Genomic DNA, 25,909 nt, shown 5'->3' with positions numbered 1-25,909 from the left:
GGCGCTCGGCTGACGCCAGATCACGGCGGCGTGTTCCATGCGTGATTCGCATGCGGAATGTTGCTGTATGAATGATTTAATATTCATAGCATGATAGGGTTGGCACCTAGGCGGACGCAGCGTCAATCAGTCGCATTGACCTCGGAGGTAGTTCGGCCCTCCCGCCTGCTCAGATTTTCGCCTGCCGCGCGAACGCGCTGCTGATTATCGGAAGTGCAGCTCGATTGAAGTGAACGCGTCGAGCAAAGCTATTGCGGCGCCGCTTCCTTACCGACATGTAATCAAAACACTATGCAACGCATGCGCGATGCGCGCGCAGCGCTCATCACGTTTGTATCGCGCGAAGTTCATTCTGAACGGTGTCGGGAACAGCGAATAATCGTTCCGCAGATTCCGCAATCACGCTGGGATCTGTCCAAGAACAACAGATGGATCATCCCATGATTAAGACATTGATCGCAGCAGCCACCGTGGCTGCCGTTGCCTACGCTGTCGCTCCCGCTCAGGCCGCGCATCGTCATCACGCGGGCCTCGGCTGCAGCGGTGCCAATCTCGGCAAGACCGAAGCTGCAGTCGAAGCTATGGCTGACAATGAGGTCAAATTCGCGGCGGAGAAGGAAGTCTCGCTCGCTCAGGACGCGATGCTGAACAACCAGTGGGGTGCTTGCGGCGCGCATCTCAGCAAGGCTGCCGAAGCCAGCATGGCGAAGTAGGTTTTGATCATGGCGATAGGGGCCGATTGCCTGGGGCAGTCGGCCCTTTTTGATTCATCCGTAGCTGGACCGGCTTTGATCTAGTCAGAGCAGAAGGGTGGCCTCGTCCTTGGCTCGCTGCGCCACGCGAGCTGGTGTGAAAGCGCTACGGAGCCTTGGCGAGCTGGGTGGCGAAGTAGCCGATCGTCTTGGCGTACACCTCGCTCTTGTTCCACTGCTGGATCACCGCAAAATTCTCGCTGCCGGGCTCCCAGCCCTTGCCCTTCTTCCAGCCATAGCTCTTCAAATAGTTCGCCGTCGACGCCAGCACGTCGGGCACGTTGTGCAGGAGGTCGCGCTTGCCGTTGCCGTCGAAGTCGACCGCAAACTTGATGTAGGACGACGGCATGAATTGAGTCTGGCCGATCTCGCCGGCCCAGGCGCCGCGCATCTCCTGCGGCGGCAGATCGCCGCGCTCGACGATGCGCAAGGCATCCATCAACTCGGCCTTGAACATGTCGGAGCGGCGGCAATCATAGGCGAGCGTCGCCAGCGAACGTATGGTCGGAAACTTTCCGGTGTTGACGCCGAAATCGGTCTCCAGTCCCCAGATCGCGACCAGGATTTCGCCCGGTACGCCGTAGGCCTCCTCGATTCGCGACAGCACCGAGCCGTAGCGCTTCATCATGTCGGAGCCGCGATTGAGCCGCGGCGGCACCATGCGGCCCGAGAATTGCTCGAAGGTCTGGCTGAACACCTGCTGCGAATGGTCGCGGGCGAGGATCGCCTTGTCCTGCGTGACGCCAGCCAGCCCGGCCTGGATCGCGTTCTGCGAAATGCCCTTCGTCGCAGCCTCTTTCTTGAAATCGTCGAGCCAGGATTCGAACGTGCCCGTGCCGCATTGAGCGGCCAGCGCCGATGCTGTCGAGGTCAGGAGCCACGCGCCGATGGCGAGCGTACGAAAGCAAGAGCGAGAGGTCATAGGCAATTCACTCCGGAGTCTGCGATGTCATCGATTGGTCGCGCAAGGCGGCGGGTATGTTCGCGGCAACAGCGGCCAAAACAAGGCTCGTGACCGAGCCGCTTTTTCTCAGGCCGCGCTGCAAATGCCACGCCAGTTTCACACCCATTTGACGATCCTGAACGATAAACCGCCGGCCGAACATATCGGCCGGCGGTTGCTTTGACGTTTACGAATCCGGTTAGCGGCGCTTAGCCGCGATCGCTGCGCCGCCACGGAAACAGATTGGCCGGGAAGTCCGCGGCGGGCTTGCGCTCGCGCGGTTCGGGGATCACCGGCCGCGCATTCGGATCCTTGACGATGACCTCGCGATAGAGATGCCAGGTGGCGTGACCAAGCAGCGGGATGACCACGGCAAGCCCGAGGAAGAACGGGATCGTGCCCAGCACCAGCAGCACCGCGACGATCAGGCCCCAGGCCGCCATCGGCACCGGGTTCTGTGCGACGGCGCGCATCGACGTCACCATGGCTTCGCCGGCGGTCGCCTGGCGGTCGAGCATCATGGGGAAGGCGATCACGCTGATGCAAAGCGCGACGAGCGCGAACAGGAAGCCGACGCCGCAGCCGACCACGATGAGCCACCAGCCTTGCTGGGTGGTCAGCACGCGCGCGGCAAAATCGGGAATGTTGGCCGCGGTCTCATAGCCGAACACCGCCGTGTAGATGGCCTGGGCGGTGGCGATCCAGGTCACGAACAGTGCGAAAAGCAGCGTTCCGACCCCGAGCATCGCGCCGAATGACGGTGAGCGGAATACCTCCATGGCATCCCACGCAGATGCTTCCCCGCCGTCCTCGCGGCGGCGGCTCATTTCGTAGAGGCCGATGGCGGCAAACGGGCCGAGCAGGGCAAAGCCCGCGGCCAGCGGAAACAGCAGGGGCAGCACGGAATAGCCGTGCACGGTGCGCGCAAGCACGAGGCCGAGCACCGGATAGATCAGGCAGAGGACGATGGCGTGACTTGGCACCGCCTTGAAGTCTTCCCAGCCGAGACGCAGCGCATGATGCAAATCGGACAAGCCGATGGTGCGGATGACCGGCGCAGACGCGGCGCCTTGTCCGCTCTGCGTCATCGAACTGACATTGCCTTGGTATGACGTGGCCATGGTCGTTGTCTCCCTCTGGGCGGTCGCATTCTGCGCCCGCAACAGGGCACAAACGTACCGCCTCTCGAAGCGATCACGAGCAAGCCAGACGCGAAAGACAGAGCAGGGAACTGGCCGTGTCGCGAACTGTTCGGCAAGGCTACTCCCAAACCGTGGCAAAAGCACTCACGCTTAAGTGAATGTCGCATTGGCAAGCTATGGAGGGGGCTATAGACTTCAACTGCGACCGCGGTCAGGCGTCCCAGCGCCGTCTGGCTTTCACATCTCAACAGTCTTGGGAGCGAACGATGAGCATTTTCGGAAGAATCATGGGCGCGATCTTCGGTAGCAGCGCCAGCGCCGCGCCCGCAGGCGGATCGGCCACAAGCGCAGCTCCCGCCGGTGGATCCGGCAGTGCATCGTCGTCTCCTGCAGCGGTGCCGGCCGGCGCAGCGCCCGCGCAGTCCGTTGACGTCGCCCCCATTCTCGACAAGGCGGTGGCCGCGAAGGGCGAGAAGCTCGAATGGCGCACCTCGATCGTCGACCTGATGAAGGCGCTCGACATCGACTCCAGCCTGTCGGCGCGCAAGGAGCTCGCCAAGGAGCTCGGCTACTCCGGCGACACCAGCGATTCCGCCAGCATGAACATCTGGCTGCACAAGCAGGTGATGACGAAGCTCGCGGCCAATGGCGGCAAGCTGCCCCCGGACATCAAGCACTGAGCGGATCATCATCCCGCACACGGCCAGGGCCCGCGCCAGCGCGGGCCTTTTTTATCGATCGGCGAGCATCTATAGATCGGCGAACAAGAAGGAGAACGCTCATGACTGATCTCGATCGCCGGACGATGCTTGCGACCGGCGCCCTCGCACTGGCCGGCGCCGCCGCGCAATCCGCGCCGGCCCATGCCGAGACCGCGTCGAAGGCGATGTTTCCGGTACCGGCGGTGACGATCCCGATCGTTGGCGCCAGCGAAGTGTTCCAGGTCCGCCGCATCTACTGCATCGGCCGCAACTACGCGGCGCATGCGATCGAGCGTGGCTCCGATCCGACCCGCGAGCCGCCGTTCTTCTTCCAGAAACCGACCGACGCGATCCAGAATGTCGCGATCGGCACGGTCGCCGATCATCCCTATCCGTCGCTGACCAAGAACTATCACCATGAGGTCGAGCTGGTCGCCGCGTTGAAATCCGGCGGCACCAACATCCCAGCCGACAAGGCGCTCGACCACGTCTATGGCTACGCGCTCGGCCTCGACATGACGCGGCGCGATTTGCAGAACGGCATGGCGGCGGAAAAGAAGCCGTGGGAGATCGGCAAGAGCTTTGATCATGCCGCAGTGCTGGGGCCGATCCATCCGGCTGATAAGACCGGCCACTTCACGCAAGGTGCGATATCGCTCGCGGTCAACGGCACGGTGCGGCAGAGCTCGGATCTGAAGAACATGATCTGGAGCGTCGCCGAGCAGATCGCGAAGCTTTCCGAGGCCTTCGAGCTGAAGGCCGGCGACATCATCTATTCCGGCACGCCGGAGAATGTCGGCCCGGTCGTCAAGGGCGACGTGTTGCTGTGCAAGCTCGAGGGCCTGCCCGATATGTCGATCAAGATCGTCTGAGGGGCAGGGCTCTAACCTGCAAGATCCGCGTATTCCGGATGCTTGTTGAGGTAGTCGACCACGAAGCCGCAGCCGGCGATCACCTTGTGGCCGTCGGTGCGGATCAGCTCCAGCGCCCCCCTGACCAGCTCCGATGCGATGCCGCGGCCGCGCAGGGCGCGCGGTGTCTCGGTATGGGTGATGATCACGGCCGCGGGCGTCCGCCGGTAATTCGCAAAAGCGAGGCCGCCCTCGGTGTCGAGTTCGAAGCGGTTTTGGTCCCTGTTGTCGCGGACGGCAGCCATCGCAAAATCCCGGTTGATTCGCAGGCCCTGATGTAAGCGTGTGAACCCGCCGATGCAAAGCCGCGACCAACCCGCAAATTGGCATTTGTGGATTGACGATATGCGCATTTTGGCCTGCCTGACCGCCGTGTTGCTCGGCGCCGCGTTGACGCTTCCAGACCCGCCGCAAGCCGCCGCCGGCGACGATCCGAGCTGGCAGACCTGCGTCGGCCTGACGACGGCGCCCGGCGACCGCGTGGCCGCCTGCACCACGGTGATCGACGGCAAGACCGAGACCGGCAAGCGGCTGGCCGGGGCCTATTGCAATCGCGGCCATGGGCTGACCGAGAAGCGCGAGCTCGATGCAGCGCTCGCCGACCTCAACGAGGCCATCAAGCTCGATTCCGCCTACGCCTGCGCCTATACCAATCGCGGCCGCGTCTACGCCTTCAAGCGCGATCTCGATCATGCGATTGCCGATTACGAAGAGGCGATCCGCATCGATCCGGCATTCGCGCTGGCCTACAACAATCGCGGCGATGCCTGGCTCAACAAGGGCGATCTCGACCGCGCGCTGGCCGATCTCAGCCTCGCCATCAAATACAATCCGCAGCTCGCCACCGCCTATGGCAATCGTGGCTTCGTCTACTACCGCAAGCGCGACGCGGCGCATGCGATCGCCGACTTCACCACCGAGATCAAGCTCGAGCCCAACGTGCTCGCCTACATCAACCGCGGTAATGTCTATCGCGATACCGAGCAGCTCGATCGCGCCGCCGCCGACTATGGCGAGGCTGCGAGGATCGCGCCGACCGATGCGCGCGGCTGGCGCAACCGCGGCATGATCCGTCTCTTTCAAGGGGACAACAAGGGCGGGCTCGCCGATTACGACAAGGCGCTGCAATACGATCCGAACGACGTCTATTCCTGGAATAATCGCGGCCAGGCCAAGCTGCGGCTCGGCGACAAAAAGGGCGCGGCGGCCGATTTCCGCAAGGCGCTCGAGCTGCAGCCCGATTTGCAGAGCGCCAAGGGAGCGCTGGCGCGGCTCGGCGGAGCGCGGTGACATCTTGCCGGCAACGATCGCTCCTGCCGTGTCGCACATACGCGGGACGGGCCTTGCGGATGGATGCAGTTCGATTACGTTTGATGACAGACATACGCCCCTGATGCGGCTGGATGGTCGTCTGGTACGGAGTGGCGGAGCCGGCCGCCGACGTATGCCTCTTGTCGGAGGAGGTTCGTCATGTCGGACAATCGTTTCTTCAACACACACCGTCCCTGGGAGGACTGGCTCGGCATGCTGCTCGGCGTGCTGATCATGGTCTCGCCCTGGTTTCCGATGCAGGTGAGCGGCGCCGTCGATATCGAGCGCAGCCACCTCGTCCTCAACAGCTTCATCGTCGGCATGCTGGTGCTCGGCATCGCCCAGCTCGAATATGTCGCGCTGCACCGCTGGGAGGAGGTGGCCAGCATCCTGCTCGGTCTCTGGCTGATGGCATCGCCCATGGTCTTTGGTTACGCCGAGGACCACGCGCTGCAGTTCTGGCACATCCTGCTCGGCGCGCTGGTCGCCTTTATAGGCGCGTTGCAGCTGTGGCAGGACTGGAACCTGAGCGAGCAGGAACTCGCCAAGCACCCGCAGTAGCGGGCTGGGCAGAAAACAACGGGTTGACCGCCGCCGGCGCGCGGTATCATCGGGCCGCGCCCGTCGGGCCTTGCCGAAGGCGGCGGCTTGGCGATAAACCGGGCGGTACCAATCCCTTGCGGCGCTTGAAGACGCCCGGTTCTGACCGAGGAAACACCCGATGATCGTCCTGACCTTGCCCTGTCTGTTGTGCGTATCGGCGGGGCGGCAATGAGCGGGACGGCTGCTGCCGCGCCGCGCGGCGGGATCGCGCGGGTATCGCGCCGGGTGATGAACCTCGCCTACATCCTGACCCAGAACGCCCGCCGCCACGGCGATCGCCCCGGCTTCATCTGGAACGAGAAGGCCTGGTCCTGGCGCCATATCGACCAGAACGTCTCGGCGCTGGCGGCGGCATTGGCCGCGCGCGGCATCGTCAAGGGCGACCGCATCCTGGTGCATTCCAAGAACTGCGACGAGATGTTCTGGTCGATGTTCGCCGCCTTCCGGCTCGGCGCAGTCTGGGTGCCGACCAATTTCCGCCTGATGCCGGACGAGGTCGCCTATCTCGCGGCGGCCTCCGGCGCCAAGGCGTTTCTGTGCCACGCCGACTTCCTCGAACATGCCAAGGCGGCCGCCAATCCCGCGCTCGAATTCGTCTGGCAGATCGGGGAGGAGGGCACGTTCGGCGAGGCGACGCTCGGCGACGTCATCGCCAAGCACGCCGGCGCTGTGGTCGAGAACGTTGCCGTCGACTATGACGATCCCTGCTGGTTCTTCTTCACCTCCGGCACCACCGGCCGCTCCAAGGCCGCGGTCTTGACCCATGGCCAGATGGCCTTCGTCATCACCAACCATCTCGCCGACTTGATGCCCGGCACCACGGAAGAGGACGCCTCGCTGGTGGTGGCGCCGCTGTCGCATGGCGCCGGCGTACATCAATTGGTGCAGACCGCGCGCGGCGTGCCGACCATCCTGCTGCCGTCGGAGAAGTTCGACATCGCCGAAGCCTTCCGGCTGATCGCCAAGCATCGCGTCAGCAACATGTTCACGGTGCCGACCATCCTGAAGATGATGGTCGAGCATCCCGCCGCCGACCAGCACGACCATTCCTCGCTGCGCTACATCATTTACGCCGGCGCGCCGATGTATCGCGAGGACCAGAAGGCGGCGCTGAACAAGCTCGGTGGCGTGCTGGTGCAGTATTTCGGTCTCGGTGAGGTCACCGGCAACATCACCGTGCTGCCGCCCGGCCTGCACGATCCAGAGGACGGGCCGCATGCGCGGATCGGCACCTGCGGCTTCGAGCGCACCGGGATGCAGGTCTCGATCCAGGGCGACGATGGAAGCGAGCTGAAAGCGCACGAGACCGGCGAGATCTGCGTGATCGGTCCCGGCGTGTTCGCGGGCTACTACGACAACCCCGAGGCCAATGCGAAGGCGTTTCGCGACGGCTGGTTCCGCACCGGCGACCTCGGCCACATGGACGAGGAGGGCTTCGTCTACATCACCGGCCGTTCCTCCGACATGTACATCTCGGGCGGCTCCAACATCTATCCGCGCGAGATCGAGGAGAAGCTCTTGACCCATCCCGCGGTCGGCGAGGTCGCGGTGCTCGGCGTACCCGATCCCTTCTGGGGCGAGGTCGGCGTCGCCGTCTGCGTCGCGCGCGAGGGCGCCGAGGCGGTCGCGGAGGCGGAGCTTGCCGCCTATCTCGCGCCAAAAGTGCCGCGCTACAAGATGCCGAAACGCTTCTTCTTCTGGGAGGCGCTGCCGAAGTCCGGCTACGGCAAGGTGCCGAAGCGGCTGATCCGCGACGAACTCGAGGCGCGCGGATTGCTCGAGGTGATCGCCAAATCGACGGGAGCGTGAGGCGATGCGCAGCATCGCCCAGCCTGGCGCTCCGCATCCAGAGCGCATCCAATGGGTCAGCGCGCGCGGCCGCGCCTTTTCATTCGTGCTCGAGGCCGGCATTCCCTTGCTCGAAGCCGTGCGCAGCGGCTTTGCGGCGGAGGGCTTTTGCAGCGGCGTCCTGAGCGCGAAAAGCGGCGCGCTCGGGCCGTTCGCCTATGTGATGCCGGCGCTATCGAAGGACGGCGTCAACGCCGCGTTCTACAGCGACACGTTCCGTCCCGACGGCGTGACCCGGCTCAAGCTCGCGGCGCTGACCTTCGGCGAACGCGACGGCGCGCCGTTCTTTCATTGCCACGGCCTGTGGACTGAGGCCGACGGCCGTTTCAATGGCGGCCACATGCTGCCGGATGATACCATTGTCGCCGAGCCGTTCGAGGTGAATGCGTTCGGGATCGACGGCGCGACGTTCCTGGCCGAAGCGGACAGTGAGACCAATTTCAAGCTGTTCGGTCCCGTCGCCAGCGCGCCGCGTGGGGCCAGGACCACGAGCCATGCCTTCGCGCTGCGGCTGCGGCCGAACCAGGATTTTGCCTGCGCGCTGGAAGCCTTCTGCCGCCAGCACGGCATCCTGCGCGCGCGGCTGCATGGCGGCGTCGGCTCGACCATCGGCGCCGTCTTCACCGACGGCCACCGCGTGGTGCCGTTCGCGACCGAGCTCGCGGTGACCGCGGGCGAGATCGCACCGGACGCGGATGGCCGGCTGCATGCCGAGCTCGACATCGCGCTGGTCGACTATCTCGGCGGCATCGCCGAGGGACGCCTGGTGCGCGGCGACAATCCGGTGCTGATGACGATGGAGCTGGCGCTGGAGGTGCTGGCGGAGGCGGAGCAGCCGTAGGGGCGGGCGCTTTCTCCCGGCGGTCGTCCTGGCGTTCGCCGGAGCCGATATCGCGCCGCGGCCTCCGCTGTCCCATAACCACAGACATTCGTTGTCGAAGCGAGCTGTGGCTCCAGCGTTATGCAATAATGACCTTCGGTGGTTATGGGTCCCGGGTCGCGCTTCGCTTGCCCGGGACGACACCTAATTTGTTGCGCGATCTGCGAGTCACATATCCGCATTCTCGCGACATGAATTGTCCGAGGCTTGCCGCCTTCGCCGCCCTCTCTTGACCAGGGGGCGCAGGGGCCGCTCACCTCCGCTTGCGGACATGGATGTTGATGTCGAGGTCGATCTCGCTGACGCAGGTCTGCTCGGTGCGATGCGATCCGCCCTCGTGCCAAGGGCCGTTGCGCAGGCTGATGTCGCTGACGTGAGCGAGCCGCAGGCAGCGCCATTGCGGCAGCCTGCCCGAACTCGAGCCGGCGAACTGCCAGGCCAGCACGACCTCTTCACCGCTCTTGTTGTGGCCGATGATGTGCGGACAGAGTTCGCGCGGCCGGCCGTCATAGATGCAGACGACCTGCTGTTCGGTGCTGACAGCCTTGCGGAAGAGTGCGTAAGACTTGCTGGGCATGGGGCATCCGGCCATCTAGGATTGTTGCGGGCTCTTATCATAAACTGGGCCGCCCGCCATTGTTTCCCCGGATCCGCGCACATGGCCAGACGAAACCGCCCGATCAACATGCCTGCGCCGTATCTGAAGCGGGTCTGGCTCGATCCTGCGCGAATTCCGAACCGCGATGCCTATCCGTTCGTACTGCCGCTGCTGCGCGACGATTTCGAGCTGAGCTTCGACAAGGCGATCACGATCATCGTCGGCGAGAACGGCACCGGCAAATCGACGCTGCTCGAAGGCATCGCCGTGATGGCCGGCTATGACGACGCCGGCGGCGGCAAGGGCTATCGCGCGGTCGACCACGGCAATGCCGTTGAGAAGATGGGCGGCTCGCTTGCGTCGGCGCTGCGTGCCAGCTGGCTACCTAAGATCACGAATGGCTGGTTCTTCCGCGCCGAGAGCTTTTTCTCGGTGGCGCGCTATGTCGATGAGGCCGCGCTGGATGTCGGGGACGTGCCGCCGAACTTCCTGTCCTATTCCCACGGCGAAGGCTTCCTGCGCTTCTTCAACGAGCGTTGCCAGCGGCAGGGCATCTTCATCTTCGACGAGCCGGAATCCGCGCTGTCGCCGTCGCGGCAGATCGAATTCCTCAAATTGTTGCACCGGATGAACGGCACCGGCCACTGCCAGGTGATCATGGCGACGCATTCGCCGGTGCTGATGGCCTATCCGAATGCGACGCTGCTGCGGCTGAGCAAATACGCACTGGAGCCGGTGAGCCTGAGGGACACCGATCACTACCGGCTGATGCGCGAGTTCTGCGACGATCCGAAAGGGTTCGTCGAGGCGGCGATCGAGGAGTGAGACCACCGCCCGGCGGACTTGCCTCCCGGGGAAGCCGGCGGGTGCGAGTTCGCTCTGGTGCAAGAAGCAGGTTGCCGGTCTAGTCTAGAACCTCCAATCATAAACTGCGGCATGCGCCAGGCGGCGCAGGGCCGACAGACATCGGGAGAGGACCAAGGATGAGGCGGTCGATCGCACGGACTTTCGTGGTGGTGGCGGCATTGGCCGTGTTGGGGGCCGCCTGGGCCCATGGGCCGACCCGCCAGAAGGTGCGGGAATCGATCGAGATCGACGCACCGCAGGCCAAGGTGGGCGGTGATCAGCAATTTCCAGGACATGAGCTGGCTCGCCGGCGTCACCAAGACCGAGGGCGAGAAGGGCAACGAGATCGGCGCCACCCGGCGGCTGACGCTGGGGCCCGGCGCCACCGTCGACGAGGAGCTCTACAAATACGAGCCGGAGATGATGAGCTATTCGTACCGGATCACGGCGGTCGACGTGAAGGTGCTACCGGTCACCAATTATTCCTCGACGCTGACGGTGTCGCCGGCGCCCGACGGCAAGTCGAAGCTGGAATGGAACGGCGCGTTCTATCGCGGCTTTCCCAACAACGACCCGCCGCCGGAGCTGAGCGACGAGGCCGCGGTGAAGGCGGTGAGCGGGCTCTACAAGGCCGGGCTCGAAGCGCTGAAGAAGAAGATCGAGAGCGGGACCTGAGCATGATCCGGAAAAGTGCGAAGCGGTTTTCCGACAAGATCATGCTCAAGACGAGGAGCTAAAGCGCGATGATGGTTTGTCCCAATCTCGTCGGGCTTTAGCCGTGCGCGCGATTGCGCTCGTCGCGCTGCTTGCCAGCCTCGGCGCCGCGCGCGCCGAGGAGGCGTTCGTCACCAACCAGCTCAGCGACGATCTCACGGTGGTCGATCTCGCGACTTCGAAGCCGGTTGCGACCATCGCGATCGGCGGCAAGCCCGCCGGCGTTGCCGTCAGCAATGACGGCCGCTTCGCCTATGTGACCAGCCCGGATGCCAAGGCGGTCACGGTAGTCGACGCGCCGGCGCGAAAGGTGGTGGGCCGGGTCGATGTCGGCGGCGGGCCGCTCGGCATCGCGGTCGCGCCCGACGGCGCGATGGTCTATGTCGCCGACTGGTACGCCGCCGCGGTGCGGGTGATCGATGCCAGAGAGCGGCGTGTCGTCGCAAGTATCGCAGTCGGTGCATCGCCGTCCGGGCTGGCGGTGACACCGGATGGGCTGCTGCTGCTGTCGGCGGATCGCGACGATGACAGCGTCTCCATCATCGATACCGCCTCGCGCGAGCGGAGGGGGATCGTGAAGGTCGGGAGTCGGCCGTTTGGTGTCACCATCGATGCCGATGGCAAGCGTGCCTACACCGCCAATGTCGGCACCAACGACGTCTCGGTGATCGACGTCGCGACCGCGCGCGAGATCGGCCGCGTGCATGTCGGCCTGCGCCCCTACGCGGTGGCGCTGGCGCAGGGCCGCGGCTTCGTCACTGACCAGTATGACGGCAAGGTCAGCGTGTTCGACCTCGCGACGTTGCAGCCCGTGAAGCGGATCACGGTCGGCGATTACCCCGAAGGCATCGAGGCGACCGCCGACGGCAAGCGCATCCTGGTCGCGAACTGGGAAAGCAACACGCTGAGCATGATCGACGCCGCCGAGCTGAAGGTGATTGGCGAGGTCAAGGTCGGCGACGGCCCGCGCGCGTTCGGGGCGTTCCTCAGACGGACGGAGTAGGGGGAAGGTGCGTGGGGTGTCCCAAAATATCGAAAACAACCCCATGCAAAGGAGCAGGCTGCCGCCGAGACTCGGAAAAGCGACTTGACGCGTCGGGCAAATCAGCGGTACGTTTTTATTATTCCGAAATTGTGCAAGCGTCCGCCGCCGCAGGGTAGAGCCAACCGGCCCCTGCAACCTGTCGCCGAGCCGCGCCCCATTGGCTCACCAGCGCGGCAGGCATATATTATCGGGCAAATAAGCGGAACACAGGGAGGATGCCATGCATCATACCTTGGTGCCCAGTGACCGGGTCGAGCATGTCTGCGTCTTCGGGCGCGATGGCGCCAAGCTCGGGTCGATCGAGCGGCTGATGCTCGACAAGGTGAGCGGAACGGTGGCCTATGCCATCATCAAGACCGGAGGCGTGCTGAGTACCCACCACCACTATCCCGTCAGATGGACCGCGCTGCGATTCGATCCTGTGCGGCAGGCCTTCGAGGCCGAGGTGACGCTGGATGATCTGCGGTCAGGACCCTCCGAATTCGACGGCGACGAATTCGACTGGGGCGACCGCTCGCGATCGTACACGCACCCGAATTATTGGGCGGTGTAGCAGAGCGGTTGAGAGACCGTAGCCCGCATGAGCGAAGCGACATGCGGGAGCGGTCAACTTGTTCGGCTGATAGACCCCTCCGCTCATGCGGGCTACTAAGTCAGGCACATGCCCCAATTCAAGCCCGCAGGCTGGCCTTCCGTCATACCGCGAATTGTCACCCGCGACCTCACTGGCTTGGCCAGATTTCTTCGAGACGTCTTCGATGCGCAGGGCGAAGTCCGCTCCGGCGCGCCAACGGAAATCCGGATCGGAGACTCGATCATCCTGATCAGCGACGGCGGAGGCGTCCGCGAGGCGACGTCGGCCTTTCTCTACGTCTATGTTCGAGACGCGGACGAGACCTATCGGCGGGCGATCGCGGCAGGCGCTGAATCGAGCGAGCCGCCTGCGGATACGCCCTATGGCGACAGACGCGCGATGGTGCGGGATGCCTGGGCCAACGTCTGGCAGATCGCTACCCATCGCGGGAATTGAGAGGGGCTGTAGAGCGGGTCGCGGCCCGATGACAGGCTCCGGCGCAACCCGCCCGCGCTCGTCGCAAGAGCAGCGGATTATGCTTCGCTGATCCGCAATACGCTCTGGGGGCACTTGCTCGTCAGGATCGGCGCTCGGTATAAACCGGCGGGACGGGAAATCCAGCAATGCCGGTCGGTCCAATCCAACTCAGCAAGTTCTTGAGCTTCGTGCTGCGGCACAAGCCCGGCGAAATTGGCTTGACGCTTAGCTCCGGAGGCTGGGCCAACATCGACGAGCTGATCGCGAAAGCCAATGCCGCGGGGACGAAGTTCGGCCGGGCGGACCTGCTTGATGTCGTGGCGGACAGCGACAAGAAGCGGTTTTCGATTTCGCCCGATGGCCTCAGTATCCGCGCTGCACAAGGACATTCGGTCACCGTGGAGCTCGGCTTGGCGCCGCAGGAGCCGCCGTCCTTGCTCTATCACGGCACCGCGACACGGTTTGTCGAGGCGATTCTGTCAGAGGGCCTGAAACCGCAGGGACGTCAGCAGGTGCACCTATCGTTTGACGAAGCCACGGCGCTGCGCGTCGGTCAGCGCCACGGCAAGCCGCAGATCTTCAAGGTCGATGCGGGCGGCATGCACGGGAAGGGATTCAAGTTCTATCGTGCGGACAACGGCGTATGGCTGACCGACCACGTGCCGCCGGAGTTTTTTGCGTAACGTGCCAGCGACCAATATCGAGCGGATTGCGCTCGATATTCCGTCCTGCTCTTACTAGGGTTTGGTTTCGACGGCGTACACCAATCATCTCGTGGTCGCCGACTCTAAACCTTGTCCGCCATACGCGCGACAATTCGGGAATCTGCTCCCATTCGCCCCAGGCCTTGGCCAAATCCTTGCGCAAGGCTGGGGTCAGTCCTGGAAGTGCGCCATCCGGAATCTGCGCAAGCGCTTGTGGTGCAAAGCCTTTGAAGTTGCTGGAGCTGCTCTGCACCGATACGTCGAACCGCGGTAGCCGACGACGTAGCTGTACAAAGGCACGTTAGCTACTCCGCGGCCTCGCTCGCTGAGCTCTTCCTCGGCTTGCTGTTCGCCTTCTTCAGCACCGGAGCCAGGAACTTGCCGGTGTAGCTGCGCGGGGCCTTGACGATGTCCTCGGGCGGGCCCCAGGCGACGATCTCGCCGCCGCCGTCACCGCCTTCGGGGCCGAGGTCGATGACCCAGTCGGCGGTCTTGATGACTTCGAGATTGTGCTCGATCACGACAACCGTGTTGCCCTGGGCGACCAGCTCGTGCAGCACCTCGAGCAGTTTTGCTACGTCGTGGAAGTGCAGGCCGGTGGTCGGCTCGTCCAGGATGTAGAGCGTGCGGCCGGTGGCGCGCTTTGACAATTCCTTCGCCAGCTTGACGCGCTGGGCTTCGCCGCCCGACAGCGTCGTCGCCTGCTGGCCGACATGGATGTAGTCGAGGCCGACGCGGTGCAAGGTCTGGAACGTCTCGCGCACGCGCGGCACCGCCTTGAAGAACTCGGCGGCCTCCTCGACCGTCATGTCGAGCACGTCGGCGATGCTCTTGCCCTTGAACAGCACCTCCAAGGTCTCGCGGTTATAGCGCTTGCCCTTGCAGGTGTCGCAGGTGACGTAGACGTCGGGCAGGAAGTGCATCTCGATCTTGATGACGCCGTCGCCCTGGCAGGCCTCGCAGCGGCCGCCCTTGACGTTGAAGGAGAAGCGCCCGGGCTCGTAGCCGCGCGCCTTCGCCTCCGGCAGGCCGGCGAACCATTCGCGGATCGGCGTGAAGGCACCGGTATAGGTCGCGGGGTTGGAACGCGGCGTGCGGCCGATCGGCGACTGGTCGATGTCGATGATCTTGTCGATGTGCTCGAGGCCCTCGATGCGGTCGTGCGGCGCCGCGCCCTCGCTGGCGTTGTTCAGCTTGCGGGCGATGGCGCGGTACAGCGTGTCGATCAACAGCGTCGACTTGCCGCCGCCGGAGACGCCGGTCACGCAGGTGAACAGGCCGAGCGGGATTTCGGCCGAGACGTTCTTGAGGTTGTTGCCGCGGGCGTTGACGACCTTGATGGTGCGCCGGTGGTTCGGCGGCCGCCGGTCGGGCACAGGCACCGACAACTCGCCGGTGAGATACTTGCCGGTCAGCGATTTCGGGTTGCGCATGATCTGGTCGGGCGTGCCCTCAGCGACGATGTGGCCGCCATGCATGCCGGCGCCGGGCCCGATATCGAGCACATAATCGGCGAGGCGGATGGCGTCCTCGTCATGCTCGACCACGACCACGGTGTTACCGAGGTCGCGCAGCCGCTTCAGGGTGTCGAGCAGGCGGGCATTGTCGCGCTGGTGCAGGCCGATCGACGGCTCGTCCAGCACGTAGAGCACGCCGGTGAGGCCCGAGCCGATCTGCGAGGCGAGGCGGATGCGCTGGCTCTCGCCGCCCGACAGCGTGCCGGAGGAGCGCGACAGCGTCAGGTAGTTCAGGCCGACGTCAAGCAGGAAGGTCAGGCGCTCGCGGATCTCTTTCAGGATGCGCGTTGCGATCTCGTTCTGCTGCGCGTTCAGCGCCTCCGGCACCGTCTCGAACCATTCGCCGGCGCGCTTGACCGAGAGCTCGGAGATCTCGCCGATGTGCTTGCCGCCGATCTTGACGCACAGCGCCTCCGGCTTCAGGCGGTGGCCGTTGCAGCCTTCGCAGGGCACGTCGGAGAAATACTTGCCGAGTTCCTCGCGCGCCCACTCGCTCTCGGTCTCGCGGTAGCGGCGGTTGATGTTGGTGATGACGCCCTCGAACGGCTTCTTGGTGTCGTAGGAGCGGACGCCGTCCTCATAGGAGAACTTGATCTCGTCGTCGCCGGAGCCGTGCAGCAGCGCGTTCTGGACCTTCTTGGTGAGGTCCTTCCACTTGGTGTCGAGCGTGAACTTGTAGTGCTTGCCGAGCGCGGTCAGGGTCTGGATGTAGTAGGGCGAGGATGATTTCGCCCAGGGCGCGATCGCGCCCTTGCGCAAGGTCAGCTCCTTGTCGGGGATGACCAGGTCCGCGTCGATATGCTGCTCGACGCCGAGGCCGCCGCAGGCCGGACAGGCGCCATAGGGGTTGTTGAACGAGAACAGGCGCGGCTCGATCTCGGGGATCGTGAACCCGGAGACCGGGCAGGCGAACTTCTCCGAGAACAGGATGCGCTCGGGCCCGCTCTTGTCGTGGATTTTGGCGGTTTTCTTCTTGTCCTCTTTCTTGTCGTCCTGGGCGGCCGCCGCCGGCGCGTCGGCATATTCAATCACGGCGAGGCCCTCGGCGAGCTTCAGCGCGGTCTCAAAGCTTTCCGCGAGGCGCTGGGCGAGGTCGGGACGCACCACGATGCGGTCGACCACGACGTCGATGTCGTGCGGGAATTTCTTGTCGAGCGCCGGCGCCTCGGACAGTTCGTAAAAGGTGCCGTCGATCTTGACGCGCTGAAAGCCCTTCTTGAGGTACTCGGCGAGCTCCTTCTTGTACTCGCCCTTGCGACCGCGCACGACCGGCGCCAGCAGATAGAGGCGGGTGCCTTCCGGCAGCGCTAGCACGCGATCGACCATCTGCGAGACGATCTGGCTCTCGATCGGCAGGCCGGTGGCCGGCGAATAGGGCACGCCGACGCGCGCCCAGAGCAGGCGCATGTAGTCGTAGATCTCGGTGACGGTGCCGACGGTGGAGCGCGGGTTCTTCGACGTGGTCTTCTGCTCGATCGAGATCGCCGGCGACAGGCCGTCGATCTGGTCGACATCCGGCTTCTGCATCATCTCGAGGAACTGGCGCGCATAGGCCGACAGCGATTCGACGTAGCGGCGCTGGCCCTCGGCATAGATGGTGTCGAACGCGAGCGACGATTTGCCGGAGCCGGACAGGCCGGTGAACACCACGAGCTTGTCGCGGGGAATCTCGACGTCGATGTTCTTCAGATTGTGTTCGCGCGCGCCACGGATCGTGATGGCGCGCGATGAGGAGCCGGCGTTCTGTTGGCGCTTCGCCTTGAGCACTTCATCCATAGCGACAGTTCCGGGCGCATGCTTGGCGCCTTTTGGGCGCGCATCGCCGGTGATGCCGGGACCTTGCGCCGATGGGGTGTGAAGACTGGAACGTAGGAAGAACGGTGGACAATTTCCAGTGCTGAGTCGCGTCCATCAACGGATAGTTTGCCTGATGGCAGCAGCCGTCAGCAGCGCCGGTTCCGCTAGAGCCTTTTCCCGCTTCGATGGGATCGGAACGGGAGCTCTGGATTCCTGCTGTGACGCGTTTTCTTGACGCGAACCGCAATTCACTTCGCTCGAAAACGCGCTTACGCAAAAAGGCCGGCGCTAGGCCGGCCTTTCAGTGCGATCTGACCGCCGATGGCGGTCAGGCAATTCGCTCAGGCTTAGTACTTGGCGACGATCGGGCCGCCGAAGTGATAGTTGACGCCGAACTGGGCGCTGTGCAGCTCGAGCGTACCGGACGGCACGCCGAAATAGTTCTCGCTGTCGAGGCTGCGATACAGGTATTCGCCCTTGATCGACCACTGCGGCGCGATGAACGCCTCGACGCCGGCGCCGACGGTCCAGCCGGAGTGAAAGTTGCTCTGCGAGGCGGTCACGCCGAGCGCGGTGACGCTGACTTCGTTGTTGGCCCAGGCGTAACCGCCGGTGCCATAGAACAGCACCTTGTCGACGGCGAAGCCGAGGCGGCCGCGCACGGTGCCGAGCGAGTCGATCTTGCTGCGGGCGGTGACGCCGAGCGCGGAGACCGATGCGTCGATGTCAGCGCCTGCGGCGTCGACCTCGAGGCCGTACACGATGTTGCCGGCTTGCCAGTTGTAGCCGATGGTGCCGCCGCCGAAGCCGCCTTCCATGCTCGGGGTGCCGGAGTTCTCGCTGGCGTAGCCGCCGAAGCCACCGACGTAGAAGCCGGTCCAGTTGTAGATCGCGGCCGGCGGCGGAGCCTTCACGTAAGGCGCGCGTGCCGCCATGTCGGCGGCCATTGCCGGTGCAAAAGCGCTCAGTGCAAACATGCCGGCCGAGGCCAGCAAAACAGTCCTCATTTTCAAAGTCCCAGTCCCATTTTCTTGTTGTCCCTTCAGATATCTTGAAGAGAGCGTCACAGCAGTGTCGCGTGACGTGCTGGTGCTTCTACAGAGAAATGCCGGAACGTGTGTATCCGCGAAACCACAACGCACCGAAAACGGCCCCGGTGAGGTGCGCGTGCACACGCAACGAAAAAGCCGGCGCACAAACAGGCGCGCAAACAAAAAGGCCGGCGCGAGGCCGGCCTTTCGTCTGGATCAATCGGCCTGGCGCGATCAATAGCGCGCGACGACCGGACCACCCCACTTGTAGTTCACGCGGACGGTAACGAGGTCGACGTCCTGGCGATCGCGGATGGTGCTGTTCAGCGTGCCGTTGGGGGCGATCAGGTTATAGGTCTTGTCCTGCATGAACAGGTGGTCGTATTCGATGCCCGCGGTCCAGTTCGGCGCGAAGCCGACTTCGATGCCGGCGCCGACGGTGCCGCCCCAGCGGGTGTCGCTGGCGCTGCCGACCAGCACGCCGGTTGGGGTGAAGTAGGTGTTGAAGCGGTTGTCGGTCAGCGCCGCGCCGCCCTTGGCGTAGAGCAGCACGTTGTTGACGGCGTAACCGATCTGGCCGGTGAACAGGCCGAACGCGTCGATCTTGGACTGGTTGGTGAACAGGCCCGGGAAGATCGCGCTGTTGTTGCTGCCCTTCAGGTCAGCCCAGTCGCCCTGCGCTTCGAGGCCGAACACCCAAGCGCCAGCCTGCCAGCGATAACCGATCTGGCCACCGGCGACGCCGCCGGTTGCATCATGGCAACCATCTGATGCGAGGAAGATGCCGGCCGGGAGCTGGTCCCAGCAATTGTGGCTCGAGCCCCAGCCGCCGTTGGCGCCGATGTAGAAGCCGGTCCAGTCATAGATCGGGGCAACCACGGGCGGCGGCGCCTTGGTGTACGGGCGCGCAGCGAGATCGGCAGCCGCGGCAGGCGCAGCAAACGCAATCAGAGCAACCGTACCGAGCAAAAACTTCTTCATTATCAATCCCCCAGCACCCCGATCGGCTTCCAAACGGTCCCGAAGCACGATCCCAGACGCGAGCGCCCGCGCCATGGTTGGAGCTATACGCTGATTCAACCGCAAACGCAGTCTCCCAAATGCAACACTCGCGGGAGAAGTATCGATAAGGCAAGCTGCTGATTTGTTTGTTGTTTTTCTAAATCTTGCTGCCGAGCGTCGGCCTGCACCGAGATCGACTGCCGCTCTGACGGCACTCGCCGCTTCTACGGATGGTTGTGGCGAACAAAACTGGAACGATGCCGGATCCGGTGCTATATCCCGATATCCGTGGATAACCGCGAGACGGCAAAGGCGACGAGCCGGCACCGGCGTATAGGGTCATCCACGACGCCTGCGGCGTAAGTGGCGAAGGTTGAGAGTGGCGGCCGAATGTCCGGACGCCCGGTTTTTGAGTGGAGATGATGCGATGGCAGGAAGCGTGAACAAGGTGATCCTGGTGGGAAACCTCGGCAAGGATCCGGAAATCCGGCGGACGCAGGACGGCCGTCCGATCGCAAACCTTTCCATCGCCACCTCGGAAACCTGGCGCGACAAGGGCACCGGCGAGCGCAAGGAAAAGACCGAGTGGCACCGCGTCGTGATCTTCAACGAGGGCCTCTGCAAGGTCGCCGAGCAGTATCTGAAGAAGGGCGCCAAGGTGTACATCGAGGGGCAGTTGCAGACCCGCAAATGGACCGACCAGAGCGGCGTCGAGAAGTACTCGACCGAAGTCGTGCTGCAGGGCTTCAACTCCAACCTCACCATGCTCGACGGGCGTGGCGGTGGGGGCAGCAGCTTCTCCGATGATGGCGGCAGCGATTTCGGTTCGGCCGGACCGGTCAGCTCGGCGCCGCGCCGCGCCGTCGCCGCGGGTGGTGGCAGCAGCCGCAACAGCGACATGGACGACGACATCCCGTTCTGAGCAGCGGTCGCGCTTCCGTCGATTCCGTCAGGCGCCGTTCCGTGAAGATCATTTCCCGGAACGGTCGTTGCGATCGGCACCAGCAATTTCCTCGTGTGGAATATGAGGATAACTCGGTAACTCTCTGTCAGAACGTCGGTGGTTCGACGTAAAGGGATGCGGGTTCCCTGGACTTTGACAGCCTGATGTAAATGATATTTACATTGGCCTGCGGCATTTGATGCTTGGCCGCGAGCTTCACCCGAGGGCCGGCCATCATGAGCCTCGCGCCATTGCTCGACACCGCGCCTGCGATCCCGCTCCACGCCTTTGCCGCGATGGGCGCCTTCGTGCTCGGCTCCATCCAGCTCGCCGCCCCCAAGGGCACGCTGCCGCACCGGACCCTGGGCTGGATCTGGGTGATCCTGATGCTGGTGGTCGCCGGAAGCTCGTTTTGGATCCATCAGATCCAGCTGGTCGGTCCCTGGAGCCCGATCCACCTAGTGTCGATCTTCTCGCTCGCCATGCTGGTGCTCGGCGTCACGGCCGCACGGAGCCACAATGTCCGTCGCCACAGGTTCACGATGATCGGCATCTTCTTTGGCGCACTGCTCATCGCCGGACTGTTCACCTTCATCCCCGGGCGGATCATGCACGCGGTGGTCTTCGGCCACTGACGGGAGAGACAAGTAGCGAATGGCGGGTGGCGAATAGGGGATTTTTCCATTGCTGTTCGCCATTCGCCACGCGCTTCCCGACCAAGCCGTGGGAACCTTGGCGCTCCCCCCGTAAGTGCATGAAAAAACGAACGGAAAAACGGCTTGCCGGAGCCGCGCAAGGGTGGTTATCAGGCCTCCGATGGGCTATATGATTCCCCAGTAGAACCGACCGGATTTCCCCTTTGTCCGATAACGACGACCACAAGCCCGGCGAGCCGCCGGGACCCTCAGATATTCGTCCCGTTTCCATCCTCGACGAGATGAAGAAGTCCTATCTCGATTACGCGATGAGCGTGATCGTGTCGCGTGCGCTGCCCGATGCGCGCGACGGGCTCAAGCCGGTGCACCGGCGCATCCTCTATTCGATGCATGAGCAGGGACATACGCCGGACAAGAAATACGTCAAATCCGCCCGCGTCGTCGGCGACGTGATCGGTAAATATCACCCGCATGGCGACCAGTCGATTTACGACGCGATGGTCCGCATGGCGCAGGATTTCTCACTGCGCGTGCCGCTGATCGACGGCCAGGGCAATTTCGGTTCGGTCGACGGCGATCCGCCGGCCGCCTATCGATATACCGAAGCGCGGCTGACCCGGGCGGCGCTCGCCGTGCTGGCCGACATCGACATGGAAACGGTCGATTTCCAGCCGAACTACGACAACTCCGAGAAAGAGCCGTCGGTTCTGCCGGCCCGGTTCCCGAACCTTCTGGTCAATGGCGCCGGCGGCATCGCCGTCGGCATGGCGACCAATATCCCGCCGCACAATCTCGGTGAGGTCGTCGATGCCTGCGTGGCGCTGATCGACAATCCGGCGCTCACGATCGACGAACTGATCGACATCATTCCCGGACCGGACTTCCCGACCGGCGGCGTCATCCTCGGCCGTCAGGGCATTCGCAGCGCCTACCACCTCGGCCGCGGCTCGATCGTGATGCGCGGCAAGGTGACGATCGACACCATCCGCAAGGACCGTGAAGCGATCATCATCACCGAGATTCCCTATCAGGTGAACAAGGCGACGATGGTCGAGCGTATCGCCGATCTCGTCAAAGAGAAGAAGATCGAGGGCATCGGGGACCTGCGCGACGAGTCCGATCGTGACGGCTATCGCGTCGTCATCGAGCTGAAGCGCGAAGCGGTGCCCGACGTGGTGCTGAACCAGCTCTACCGATTCACACCGCTGCAGACCAATTTCCCGGCCAACATGCTGGCGCTGGATTCCGGCCGTCCGCAGACGATGAATCTGAAGGACCTGCTCACCATCTTCGTCGCGTTCCGCGAGCAGGTGGTGACCCGGCGGACCAAGTTCCTGCTCGGCAAGGCGCGCGACCGCGCCCACATCCTGGTCGGCCTTGCGATCGCGGTCGCCAACATCGATGAGATCATCCGCGTCATCCGGACCTCGCCCGATCCGAACACCGCGCGCGAGGCCCTGATGTCACGCGACTGGCCGGCACGCGACGTCGAGGCGATGATCACGCTGATCGACGATCCCCGGCATCGCATCAACGAGGACGGCACGCTGCGGCTATCGATGGAGCAGGCCAGGGCCATCCTCGACCTTCGCCTGCAGCGCTTGACCGCGCTGGGGCGCGACGAGATTTCCGAAGAGCTCGACAAGCTCGCGGCCGAGATCGCCGACTATCTCGACATCCTGCGTTCGCGTGCCCGCGTGCAGGGCATCGTCAAGACCGAACTGGCCGAGGTGAAGCAGCAGTTCGCCACCCCGCGCAAGACCGTGATCATCGAGCAGGAAGGCGAGGTCGAGGACGAGGACCTGATCCAGCGCGAGGACATGGTCGTCACCGTGTCGCATGCGGGCTACGTCAAGCGCGTGCCGCTGTCGACCTATCGGGCGCAGCGCCGCGGCGGCAAGGGCCGCGCCGGCATGCAGACCCGCGACGAGGATTTCGTCTCGCGCCTGTTCGTGGCCTCCACGCACACGCCGGTGCTGTTCTTCTCGTCGCGCGGCCAGGTCTACAAGGAGAAGGTCTGGCGGCTGCCGATGGCCGCGCCGAACGCGCGCGGCAAGGCGCTGATCAACATCCTGCCGCTGGAGCAGGGCGAACGCATCACGACGATCATGCCGCTGCCGGAGGATGAATCCTCCTGGGCCAATCTCGACGTGATGTTCGCGACGACCGGCGGCACCGTTCGCCGCAACAAGCTGTCCGACTTCGTCGACGTGCGCCGCTCCGGCATCATCGCCATGAAGCTCGGGGAAGGCGAGGCGATCGTCGACGTCCAGATCTGCACCGAGCATGACGACGTGCTCCTGACCGCCGCCGGCGGCCAGTGCATCCGTTTCCCGGTCACCGATGTGCGCGTCTTCACCGGCCGCACCTCGATGGGCGTGCGCGGCATTGCGCTGCCCGAGGCCGACAAGCTGATCTCGCTGGCGATCCTGCGCCATGTCGAGACCACCTCGGACGAGCGCTCGGCCTATTTGAAGATGCGCCGCGCCGTGGCCGGCGAGGCCGCGACCGAGGAGCCGGTCGAGACCGAGGGCGAGGAGACAGCGAATGCGATCCAGCTGTCGCAGGAGCGCTATGCCGAACTGTCGGCGGCCGAGCAGGTGGTGCTGACCGTCTCCGTCAACGGCTATGGCAAGCGGACCTCGTCCTACGAGTACCGCACCACCGGCCGCGGCGGCAAAGGCATCGTCGCGATGAGCGTCAACAACCGGAACGGCAACCTGGTGGCGTCGTTCCCGGTCGAGGACGCCGACCAGATCATGCTGGTCACCGACAAGGGTCAGCTGATCCGCTGCCCGGTGGCCGATATCCGCGTCGCCGGCCGCTCGACCCAGGGCGTGATCGTGTTCGACACCGCCGAGGACGAGCACGTGGTCTCGGTCGAGCACATCCCTGAAGAGGAAAACGGCGAGAACGGCAACGGCGGCTAGCGCCGCCGTTTCGGAGAACCCCAGCACGAATGCAGCCAACAGGCGCGCCCGTTGACAGGCTCCGCGAAATCCGGCGGGCCTGCCGTACGCCCCTAGCCCAAGGGCAACGCCCTATGCTTTGATGGGGTCCGGCGGATCTACCGATTTCGGGAGGCCGTTGTGACCGATCATCGCGTTGAGCGGCGGCTTGCAGCTATCCTGGCGGCTGACGTGGCCGGATATAGTCGGCTGACCGGCCTGGACGAGGAAGGGACACACGTCCGGCTGAGGGAGTGTCTGCGTGGACTCGCTGATCCCAAGATCAGCGAACACCGTGGCAAGGTCGTCAAGCACACGGGCGACGGCGTGCTCGCCGAGTTCGGCAGTGTCGTGGATGCGGTGCGTTGCGCCATTGAGGTCCAGCGCGCAATGGCCGAGCGAAATGCCACGGTGCCGCAACTCAAGCGGATCGAATTCCGCATTGGCATCCACGTCGGCGACATCATCGTCGATGAAAACGATATCTTTGGAGACGGCGTCAATATCGCCGCCCGCCTTGAAGGGATCGCGGAGCCCGGCGGAATCTGCATCTCGGACGATGCGCAACGTCAAATCCGCGGCAAGGTCGATGCCGTGTTCGAGGACATGGGCTCGCAGAACCTGAAGAACATTGCTGAGCCGATGCGCGCGTGGCGATTGAGGATAAACGCGGGCCATCCTGAGGGGGCGCCGATCGAGCCGCCGGTCGACAGCGTGCAAGCTCTGGCGCTCCCTGACAAGCCGTCGATCGCCGTGCTGCCGTTCGAGAATATGAGCGGCGACCCCGAGCAGGAATACTTCGCGGACGGAATGGTCGAGGAAATCATCACGGCGCTGTCGCGCTTCAAATGGCTGTTTGTGATCGCCCGAAATTCGAGTTTTACCTTCAAGGGCCGGGCCGTCGATATCAAGGAGGTCGGCCGCAGGCTCGGCGTCCGCTATGTCCTTGAGGGGTCTGTGCGCAAGGCCGCGGGGAAGGTTCGCATCACCGGGCAGTTGATCGATGCGGTGACCGGAACGCACATCTGGGCAGACAGGTTCGAGCGTGACCTGACGGACATATTCGCTCTCCAGGACGAGGTGACCGTCGCCGTCGTCTCGGCCATTCAACCAAAATTGCTGCAGATCGAAATCGGCCTGTCGGCACGGCGACCAGAGAACCTCACCGCCTATGATTTCTATCTCCGCGCCATGCAGCAGCATTACCTGATGACCGCCGACGGGTTGGCCGAGGCGATCAGGCTGGCGCATCGTGCTTTGGAGCTTGACCCCCGGTTCGGCTTTGTCGCCGCTCTGGCAGGTCTCGCCCACATGCAGAACATCCTTTGGGGGCATGCCGTCGATCCTCAATTTGACCGCAAGGAAGCGGTCCGGCTGCTTCGCCTGGCATTGAGCATCGACGATGGCGATGCGGAAACATTAGCCTGGGTTTCCCTCACCTCGGCGTACATGGTCGGCGATTGTGAGAGTGAGATCGAATTGGCCGACCGGGCGGTCGCTCTCAATCCGAATTCATATCGCGCATGGACCGCCAGAGGCAGCGTCTACAGAGTTGCCGGGCTTCCCGATGAAGCGGTCCGGAGTTTTGAACGCGCCATCCGCCTGAGCCCGTTAGACCCGCGGCTACCCATCACGTTTGTTGGGATGGGGATGGCCTTCATCGAGCTTCGCCGCTTTGACGAGGCCATTGCCGCAGCGAATAAATGCCGGCGCCAGAATGCCTCCTATTCGCTGGCCTACCGTTGTCTCGCGTCCGCGTTCGCTCATCTCGGACGCGACGCGGAGGCGCGCGAGGCGGCGGCGCTCCTGCTTCAGCTCGATCCCGCCTTTACAATTTCCGCAATGATCGCCAGGGGCGGGTACCCAAACGCGCAGCTGTTGATCGAGGGGCTTCGGAAGGCGGGATTGCCCGAATGAATTATGCCCGCGGGCGCCGACGAGGCGGCCATCGGGAGCACCGCGGGCT

Annotated in this window: 24 protein-coding genes and 2 pseudogenes; 18 read left to right on the top strand and 8 right to left on the bottom strand. The window is 64.1% G+C overall.

Annotation, left to right across the window (positions count from 1 at the left end; genetic code table 11):
* The first annotated feature begins 428 nt into the window (after positions 1 to 428).
* Positions 429 to 713, top strand: a complete 285-nt coding sequence (locus ACVWZM_RS41620) for a hypothetical protein (RefSeq protein WP_057018525.1) — start codon at positions 429 to 431, stop codon at positions 711 to 713.
* Between the two features lie 145 nt (positions 714 to 858).
* On the opposite strand, the gene ACVWZM_RS41615 is transcribed toward ACVWZM_RS41620, so the two are convergent.
* The 3 genes from ACVWZM_RS41615 to ACVWZM_RS41605 form a co-directional block, all read right to left on the bottom strand.
* Positions 859 to 1,674, bottom strand: coding sequence for a lytic murein transglycosylase (locus tag ACVWZM_RS41615; protein WP_076828618.1), 816 nt, complete (start codon positions 1,672 to 1,674; stop codon positions 859 to 861).
* 7 nt (positions 1,675 to 1,681) lie between these two features.
* A complete protein-coding gene (locus ACVWZM_RS41610; RefSeq protein ID WP_156436338.1) occupies positions 1,682 to 1,822 on the bottom strand; it encodes a hypothetical protein in 141 nt (46 codons plus the stop codon).
* Between the two features lie 82 nt (positions 1,823 to 1,904).
* Positions 1,905 to 2,816: a DUF2189 domain-containing protein gene (locus ACVWZM_RS41605; protein ID WP_076828616.1), complete on the bottom strand. Its 912-nt coding sequence runs from the start codon at positions 2,814 to 2,816 to the stop codon at positions 1,905 to 1,907.
* A gap of 287 nt (positions 2,817 to 3,103) precedes the next feature.
* On the opposite strand from ACVWZM_RS41605, the gene ACVWZM_RS41600 reads away from it, so the two are divergent.
* Together ACVWZM_RS41600 and ACVWZM_RS41595 are read left to right on the top strand one after the other, a co-directional pair.
* Positions 3,104 to 3,517, top strand: coding sequence for a DUF3597 domain-containing protein (locus ACVWZM_RS41600; protein WP_456856158.1), 414 nt, complete (start codon positions 3,104 to 3,106; stop codon positions 3,515 to 3,517).
* Between the two features lie 101 nt (positions 3,518 to 3,618).
* On the top strand, positions 3,619 to 4,410 hold the full coding sequence (locus ACVWZM_RS41595; protein ID WP_141340426.1) for a fumarylacetoacetate hydrolase family protein: 792 nt from the start codon (positions 3,619 to 3,621) through the stop codon (positions 4,408 to 4,410).
* Between the two features lie 11 nt (positions 4,411 to 4,421).
* Here ACVWZM_RS41595 and ACVWZM_RS41590 read toward each other — a convergent pair whose 3' ends face one another.
* The gene (locus ACVWZM_RS41590; protein ID WP_229189821.1) at positions 4,422 to 4,694 is read right to left on the bottom strand and encodes a GNAT family N-acetyltransferase; all 273 of its coding nucleotides are present in this window, start codon (positions 4,692 to 4,694) and stop codon (positions 4,422 to 4,424) included.
* 100 nt (positions 4,695 to 4,794) lie between these two features.
* Here ACVWZM_RS41590 and ACVWZM_RS41585 point away from each other — a divergent pair, with 100 nt between their 5' ends.
* From ACVWZM_RS41585 to ACVWZM_RS41570, 4 genes are all read left to right on the top strand, one after another.
* Entirely contained in the window at positions 4,795 to 5,739 is a 945-nt protein-coding gene (locus ACVWZM_RS41585; protein WP_456856156.1) for a tetratricopeptide repeat protein, read from the top strand.
* Positions 5,740 to 5,919: 180 nt separating this feature from the next.
* On the top strand, positions 5,920 to 6,321 hold the full coding sequence (locus ACVWZM_RS41580) for an SPW repeat protein (RefSeq protein WP_057018520.1): 402 nt from the start codon (positions 5,920 to 5,922) through the stop codon (positions 6,319 to 6,321).
* Between the two features lie 210 nt (positions 6,322 to 6,531).
* Positions 6,532 to 8,172, top strand: coding sequence for an acyl-CoA synthetase (locus ACVWZM_RS41575; protein ID WP_456856155.1), 1,641 nt, complete (start codon positions 6,532 to 6,534; stop codon positions 8,170 to 8,172).
* A 4-nt stretch (positions 8,173 to 8,176) separates the two neighbouring features.
* Positions 8,177 to 9,052 carry a PCC domain-containing protein gene (locus ACVWZM_RS41570; protein ID WP_456856153.1) on the top strand — a complete coding sequence of 292 codons (876 nt, stop codon included), beginning with the start codon at positions 8,177 to 8,179 and terminating at the stop codon, positions 9,050 to 9,052.
* A gap of 292 nt (positions 9,053 to 9,344) precedes the next feature.
* Here ACVWZM_RS41570 and ACVWZM_RS41565 read toward each other — a convergent pair whose 3' ends face one another.
* Positions 9,345 to 9,668 carry a hypothetical protein gene (locus tag ACVWZM_RS41565; protein WP_168858303.1) on the bottom strand — a complete coding sequence of 108 codons (324 nt, stop codon included), beginning with the start codon at positions 9,666 to 9,668 and terminating at the stop codon, positions 9,345 to 9,347.
* A gap of 189 nt (positions 9,669 to 9,857) precedes the next feature.
* Between ACVWZM_RS41565 and ACVWZM_RS41560 the strand changes: the two are divergent.
* The 7 genes and pseudogenes from ACVWZM_RS41560 to ACVWZM_RS41530 all read left to right on the top strand — a co-directional run.
* Positions 9,858 to 9,968 (top strand): annotated as a pseudogene (locus tag ACVWZM_RS41560) (AAA family ATPase); the annotation flags it as partial.
* Positions 9,960 to 10,514, top strand: a complete 555-nt coding sequence (locus tag ACVWZM_RS41555; protein WP_410469804.1) for an AAA family ATPase — start codon at positions 9,960 to 9,962, stop codon at positions 10,512 to 10,514. The pseudogene ACVWZM_RS41560 and the gene ACVWZM_RS41555, both read left to right, overlap by 9 nt.
* Before the next feature lie 158 nt (positions 10,515 to 10,672).
* A pseudogene (locus ACVWZM_RS41550) lies at positions 10,673 to 11,210 on the top strand (SRPBCC family protein).
* A 103-nt stretch (positions 11,211 to 11,313) separates the two neighbouring features.
* Positions 11,314 to 12,252, top strand: a complete 939-nt coding sequence (locus ACVWZM_RS41545) for a YVTN family beta-propeller repeat protein (protein ID WP_456856151.1) — start codon at positions 11,314 to 11,316, stop codon at positions 12,250 to 12,252.
* 262 nt (positions 12,253 to 12,514) lie between these two features.
* Complete coding sequence (locus tag ACVWZM_RS41540) at positions 12,515 to 12,847, top strand: PRC-barrel domain-containing protein (protein WP_141340418.1); 333 nt, start codon at positions 12,515 to 12,517, stop codon at positions 12,845 to 12,847.
* Between the two features lie 177 nt (positions 12,848 to 13,024).
* On the top strand, positions 13,025 to 13,324 hold the full coding sequence (locus ACVWZM_RS41535) for a VOC family protein (RefSeq protein WP_456856149.1): 300 nt from the start codon (positions 13,025 to 13,027) through the stop codon (positions 13,322 to 13,324).
* A gap of 167 nt (positions 13,325 to 13,491) precedes the next feature.
* Entirely contained in the window at positions 13,492 to 14,028 is a 537-nt protein-coding gene (locus tag ACVWZM_RS41530) for an RNA 2'-phosphotransferase (RefSeq protein WP_456856147.1), read from the top strand.
* A gap of 326 nt (positions 14,029 to 14,354) precedes the next feature.
* On the opposite strand, the gene uvrA is transcribed toward ACVWZM_RS41530, so the two are convergent.
* From uvrA to ACVWZM_RS41515, 3 genes are all read right to left on the bottom strand, one after another.
* A complete protein-coding gene (gene uvrA, locus ACVWZM_RS41525) occupies positions 14,355 to 17,342 on the bottom strand; it encodes an excinuclease ABC subunit UvrA (RefSeq protein WP_141340415.1) in 2,988 nt (995 codons plus the stop codon).
* Positions 17,343 to 17,710: 368 nt separating this feature from the next.
* Positions 17,711 to 18,370 (bottom strand): outer membrane protein, encoded by a 660-nt coding sequence (locus ACVWZM_RS41520; protein WP_076828598.1) that lies wholly within the window; start codon positions 18,368 to 18,370, stop codon positions 17,711 to 17,713.
* Between the two features lie 258 nt (positions 18,371 to 18,628).
* Entirely contained in the window at positions 18,629 to 19,375 is a 747-nt protein-coding gene (locus ACVWZM_RS41515) for an outer membrane protein (protein WP_076828596.1), read from the bottom strand.
* A 448-nt stretch (positions 19,376 to 19,823) separates the two neighbouring features.
* Here ACVWZM_RS41515 and ACVWZM_RS41510 point away from each other — a divergent pair, with 448 nt between their 5' ends.
* The 4 genes from ACVWZM_RS41510 to ACVWZM_RS41495 all read left to right on the top strand — a co-directional run bounded on the left by ACVWZM_RS41510 (position 19,824) and on the right by ACVWZM_RS41495 (position 25,860).
* Positions 19,824 to 20,318 carry a single-stranded DNA-binding protein gene (locus tag ACVWZM_RS41510; RefSeq protein ID WP_057018508.1) on the top strand — a complete coding sequence of 165 codons (495 nt, stop codon included), beginning with the start codon at positions 19,824 to 19,826 and terminating at the stop codon, positions 20,316 to 20,318.
* A gap of 257 nt (positions 20,319 to 20,575) precedes the next feature.
* Entirely contained in the window at positions 20,576 to 20,974 is a 399-nt protein-coding gene (locus ACVWZM_RS41505) for a DUF2306 domain-containing protein (RefSeq protein ID WP_456856146.1), read from the top strand.
* Positions 20,975 to 21,198: 224 nt separating this feature from the next.
* Positions 21,199 to 23,925 carry a DNA gyrase subunit A gene (gyrA, locus tag ACVWZM_RS41500; RefSeq protein ID WP_456856144.1) on the top strand — a complete coding sequence of 909 codons (2,727 nt, stop codon included), beginning with the start codon at positions 21,199 to 21,201 and terminating at the stop codon, positions 23,923 to 23,925.
* A gap of 159 nt (positions 23,926 to 24,084) precedes the next feature.
* A complete protein-coding gene (locus ACVWZM_RS41495; RefSeq protein ID WP_456856143.1) occupies positions 24,085 to 25,860 on the top strand; it encodes an adenylate/guanylate cyclase domain-containing protein in 1,776 nt (591 codons plus the stop codon).
* The last annotated feature ends 49 nt before the right edge of the window (positions 25,861 to 25,909 follow it).

The sequence above is a fragment of the Bradyrhizobium sp. USDA 4501 genome (assembly GCF_054062115.1).
The sequence above is the reverse complement of the archived record's forward strand: the minus strand, read 5'-3'. Positions and strand labels throughout refer to the sequence as shown.

Coding starts and splice junctions, on each gene's coding strand:
- ACVWZM_RS41555 (WP_410469804.1), top strand. CDS start 9,960: ATGGCCGGCTATGACGACGCCGGCGGCGGCAAGGGCTATCGCGCGGTC.
- ACVWZM_RS41580 (WP_057018520.1), top strand. CDS start 5,920: ATGTCGGACAATCGTTTCTTCAACACACACCGTCCCTGGGAGGACTGG.
- ACVWZM_RS41575 (WP_456856155.1), top strand. CDS start 6,532: ATGAGCGGGACGGCTGCTGCCGCGCCGCGCGGCGGGATCGCGCGGGTA.
- ACVWZM_RS41510 (WP_057018508.1), top strand. CDS start 19,824: ATGGCAGGAAGCGTGAACAAGGTGATCCTGGTGGGAAACCTCGGCAAG.
- ACVWZM_RS41515 (WP_076828596.1), bottom strand. CDS start 19,375: ATGAAGAAGTTTTTGCTCGGTACGGTTGCTCTGATTGCGTTTGCTGCG.
- ACVWZM_RS41505 (WP_456856146.1), top strand. CDS start 20,576: ATGAGCCTCGCGCCATTGCTCGACACCGCGCCTGCGATCCCGCTCCAC.
- ACVWZM_RS41600 (WP_456856158.1), top strand. CDS start 3,104: ATGAGCATTTTCGGAAGAATCATGGGCGCGATCTTCGGTAGCAGCGCC.
- ACVWZM_RS41620 (WP_057018525.1), top strand. CDS start 429: ATGGATCATCCCATGATTAAGACATTGATCGCAGCAGCCACCGTGGCT.
- ACVWZM_RS41595 (WP_141340426.1), top strand. CDS start 3,619: ATGACTGATCTCGATCGCCGGACGATGCTTGCGACCGGCGCCCTCGCA.
- ACVWZM_RS41565 (WP_168858303.1), bottom strand. CDS start 9,668: ATGCCCAGCAAGTCTTACGCACTCTTCCGCAAGGCTGTCAGCACCGAA.
- ACVWZM_RS41570 (WP_456856153.1), top strand. CDS start 8,177: ATGCGCAGCATCGCCCAGCCTGGCGCTCCGCATCCAGAGCGCATCCAA.
- ACVWZM_RS41590 (WP_229189821.1), bottom strand. CDS start 4,694: ATGGCTGCCGTCCGCGACAACAGGGACCAAAACCGCTTCGAACTCGAC.
- ACVWZM_RS41530 (WP_456856147.1), top strand. CDS start 13,492: ATGCCGGTCGGTCCAATCCAACTCAGCAAGTTCTTGAGCTTCGTGCTG.
- ACVWZM_RS41610 (WP_156436338.1), bottom strand. CDS start 1,822: ATGGGTGTGAAACTGGCGTGGCATTTGCAGCGCGGCCTGAGAAAAAGC.
- ACVWZM_RS41520 (WP_076828598.1), bottom strand. CDS start 18,370: ATGAGGACTGTTTTGCTGGCCTCGGCCGGCATGTTTGCACTGAGCGCT.
- uvrA (WP_141340415.1), bottom strand. CDS start 17,342: ATGGATGAAGTGCTCAAGGCGAAGCGCCAACAGAACGCCGGCTCCTCA.
- ACVWZM_RS41615 (WP_076828618.1), bottom strand. CDS start 1,674: ATGACCTCTCGCTCTTGCTTTCGTACGCTCGCCATCGGCGCGTGGCTC.
- ACVWZM_RS41605 (WP_076828616.1), bottom strand. CDS start 2,816: ATGGCCACGTCATACCAAGGCAATGTCAGTTCGATGACGCAGAGCGGA.
- ACVWZM_RS41540 (WP_141340418.1), top strand. CDS start 12,515: ATGCATCATACCTTGGTGCCCAGTGACCGGGTCGAGCATGTCTGCGTC.
- ACVWZM_RS41585 (WP_456856156.1), top strand. CDS start 4,795: ATGCGCATTTTGGCCTGCCTGACCGCCGTGTTGCTCGGCGCCGCGTTG.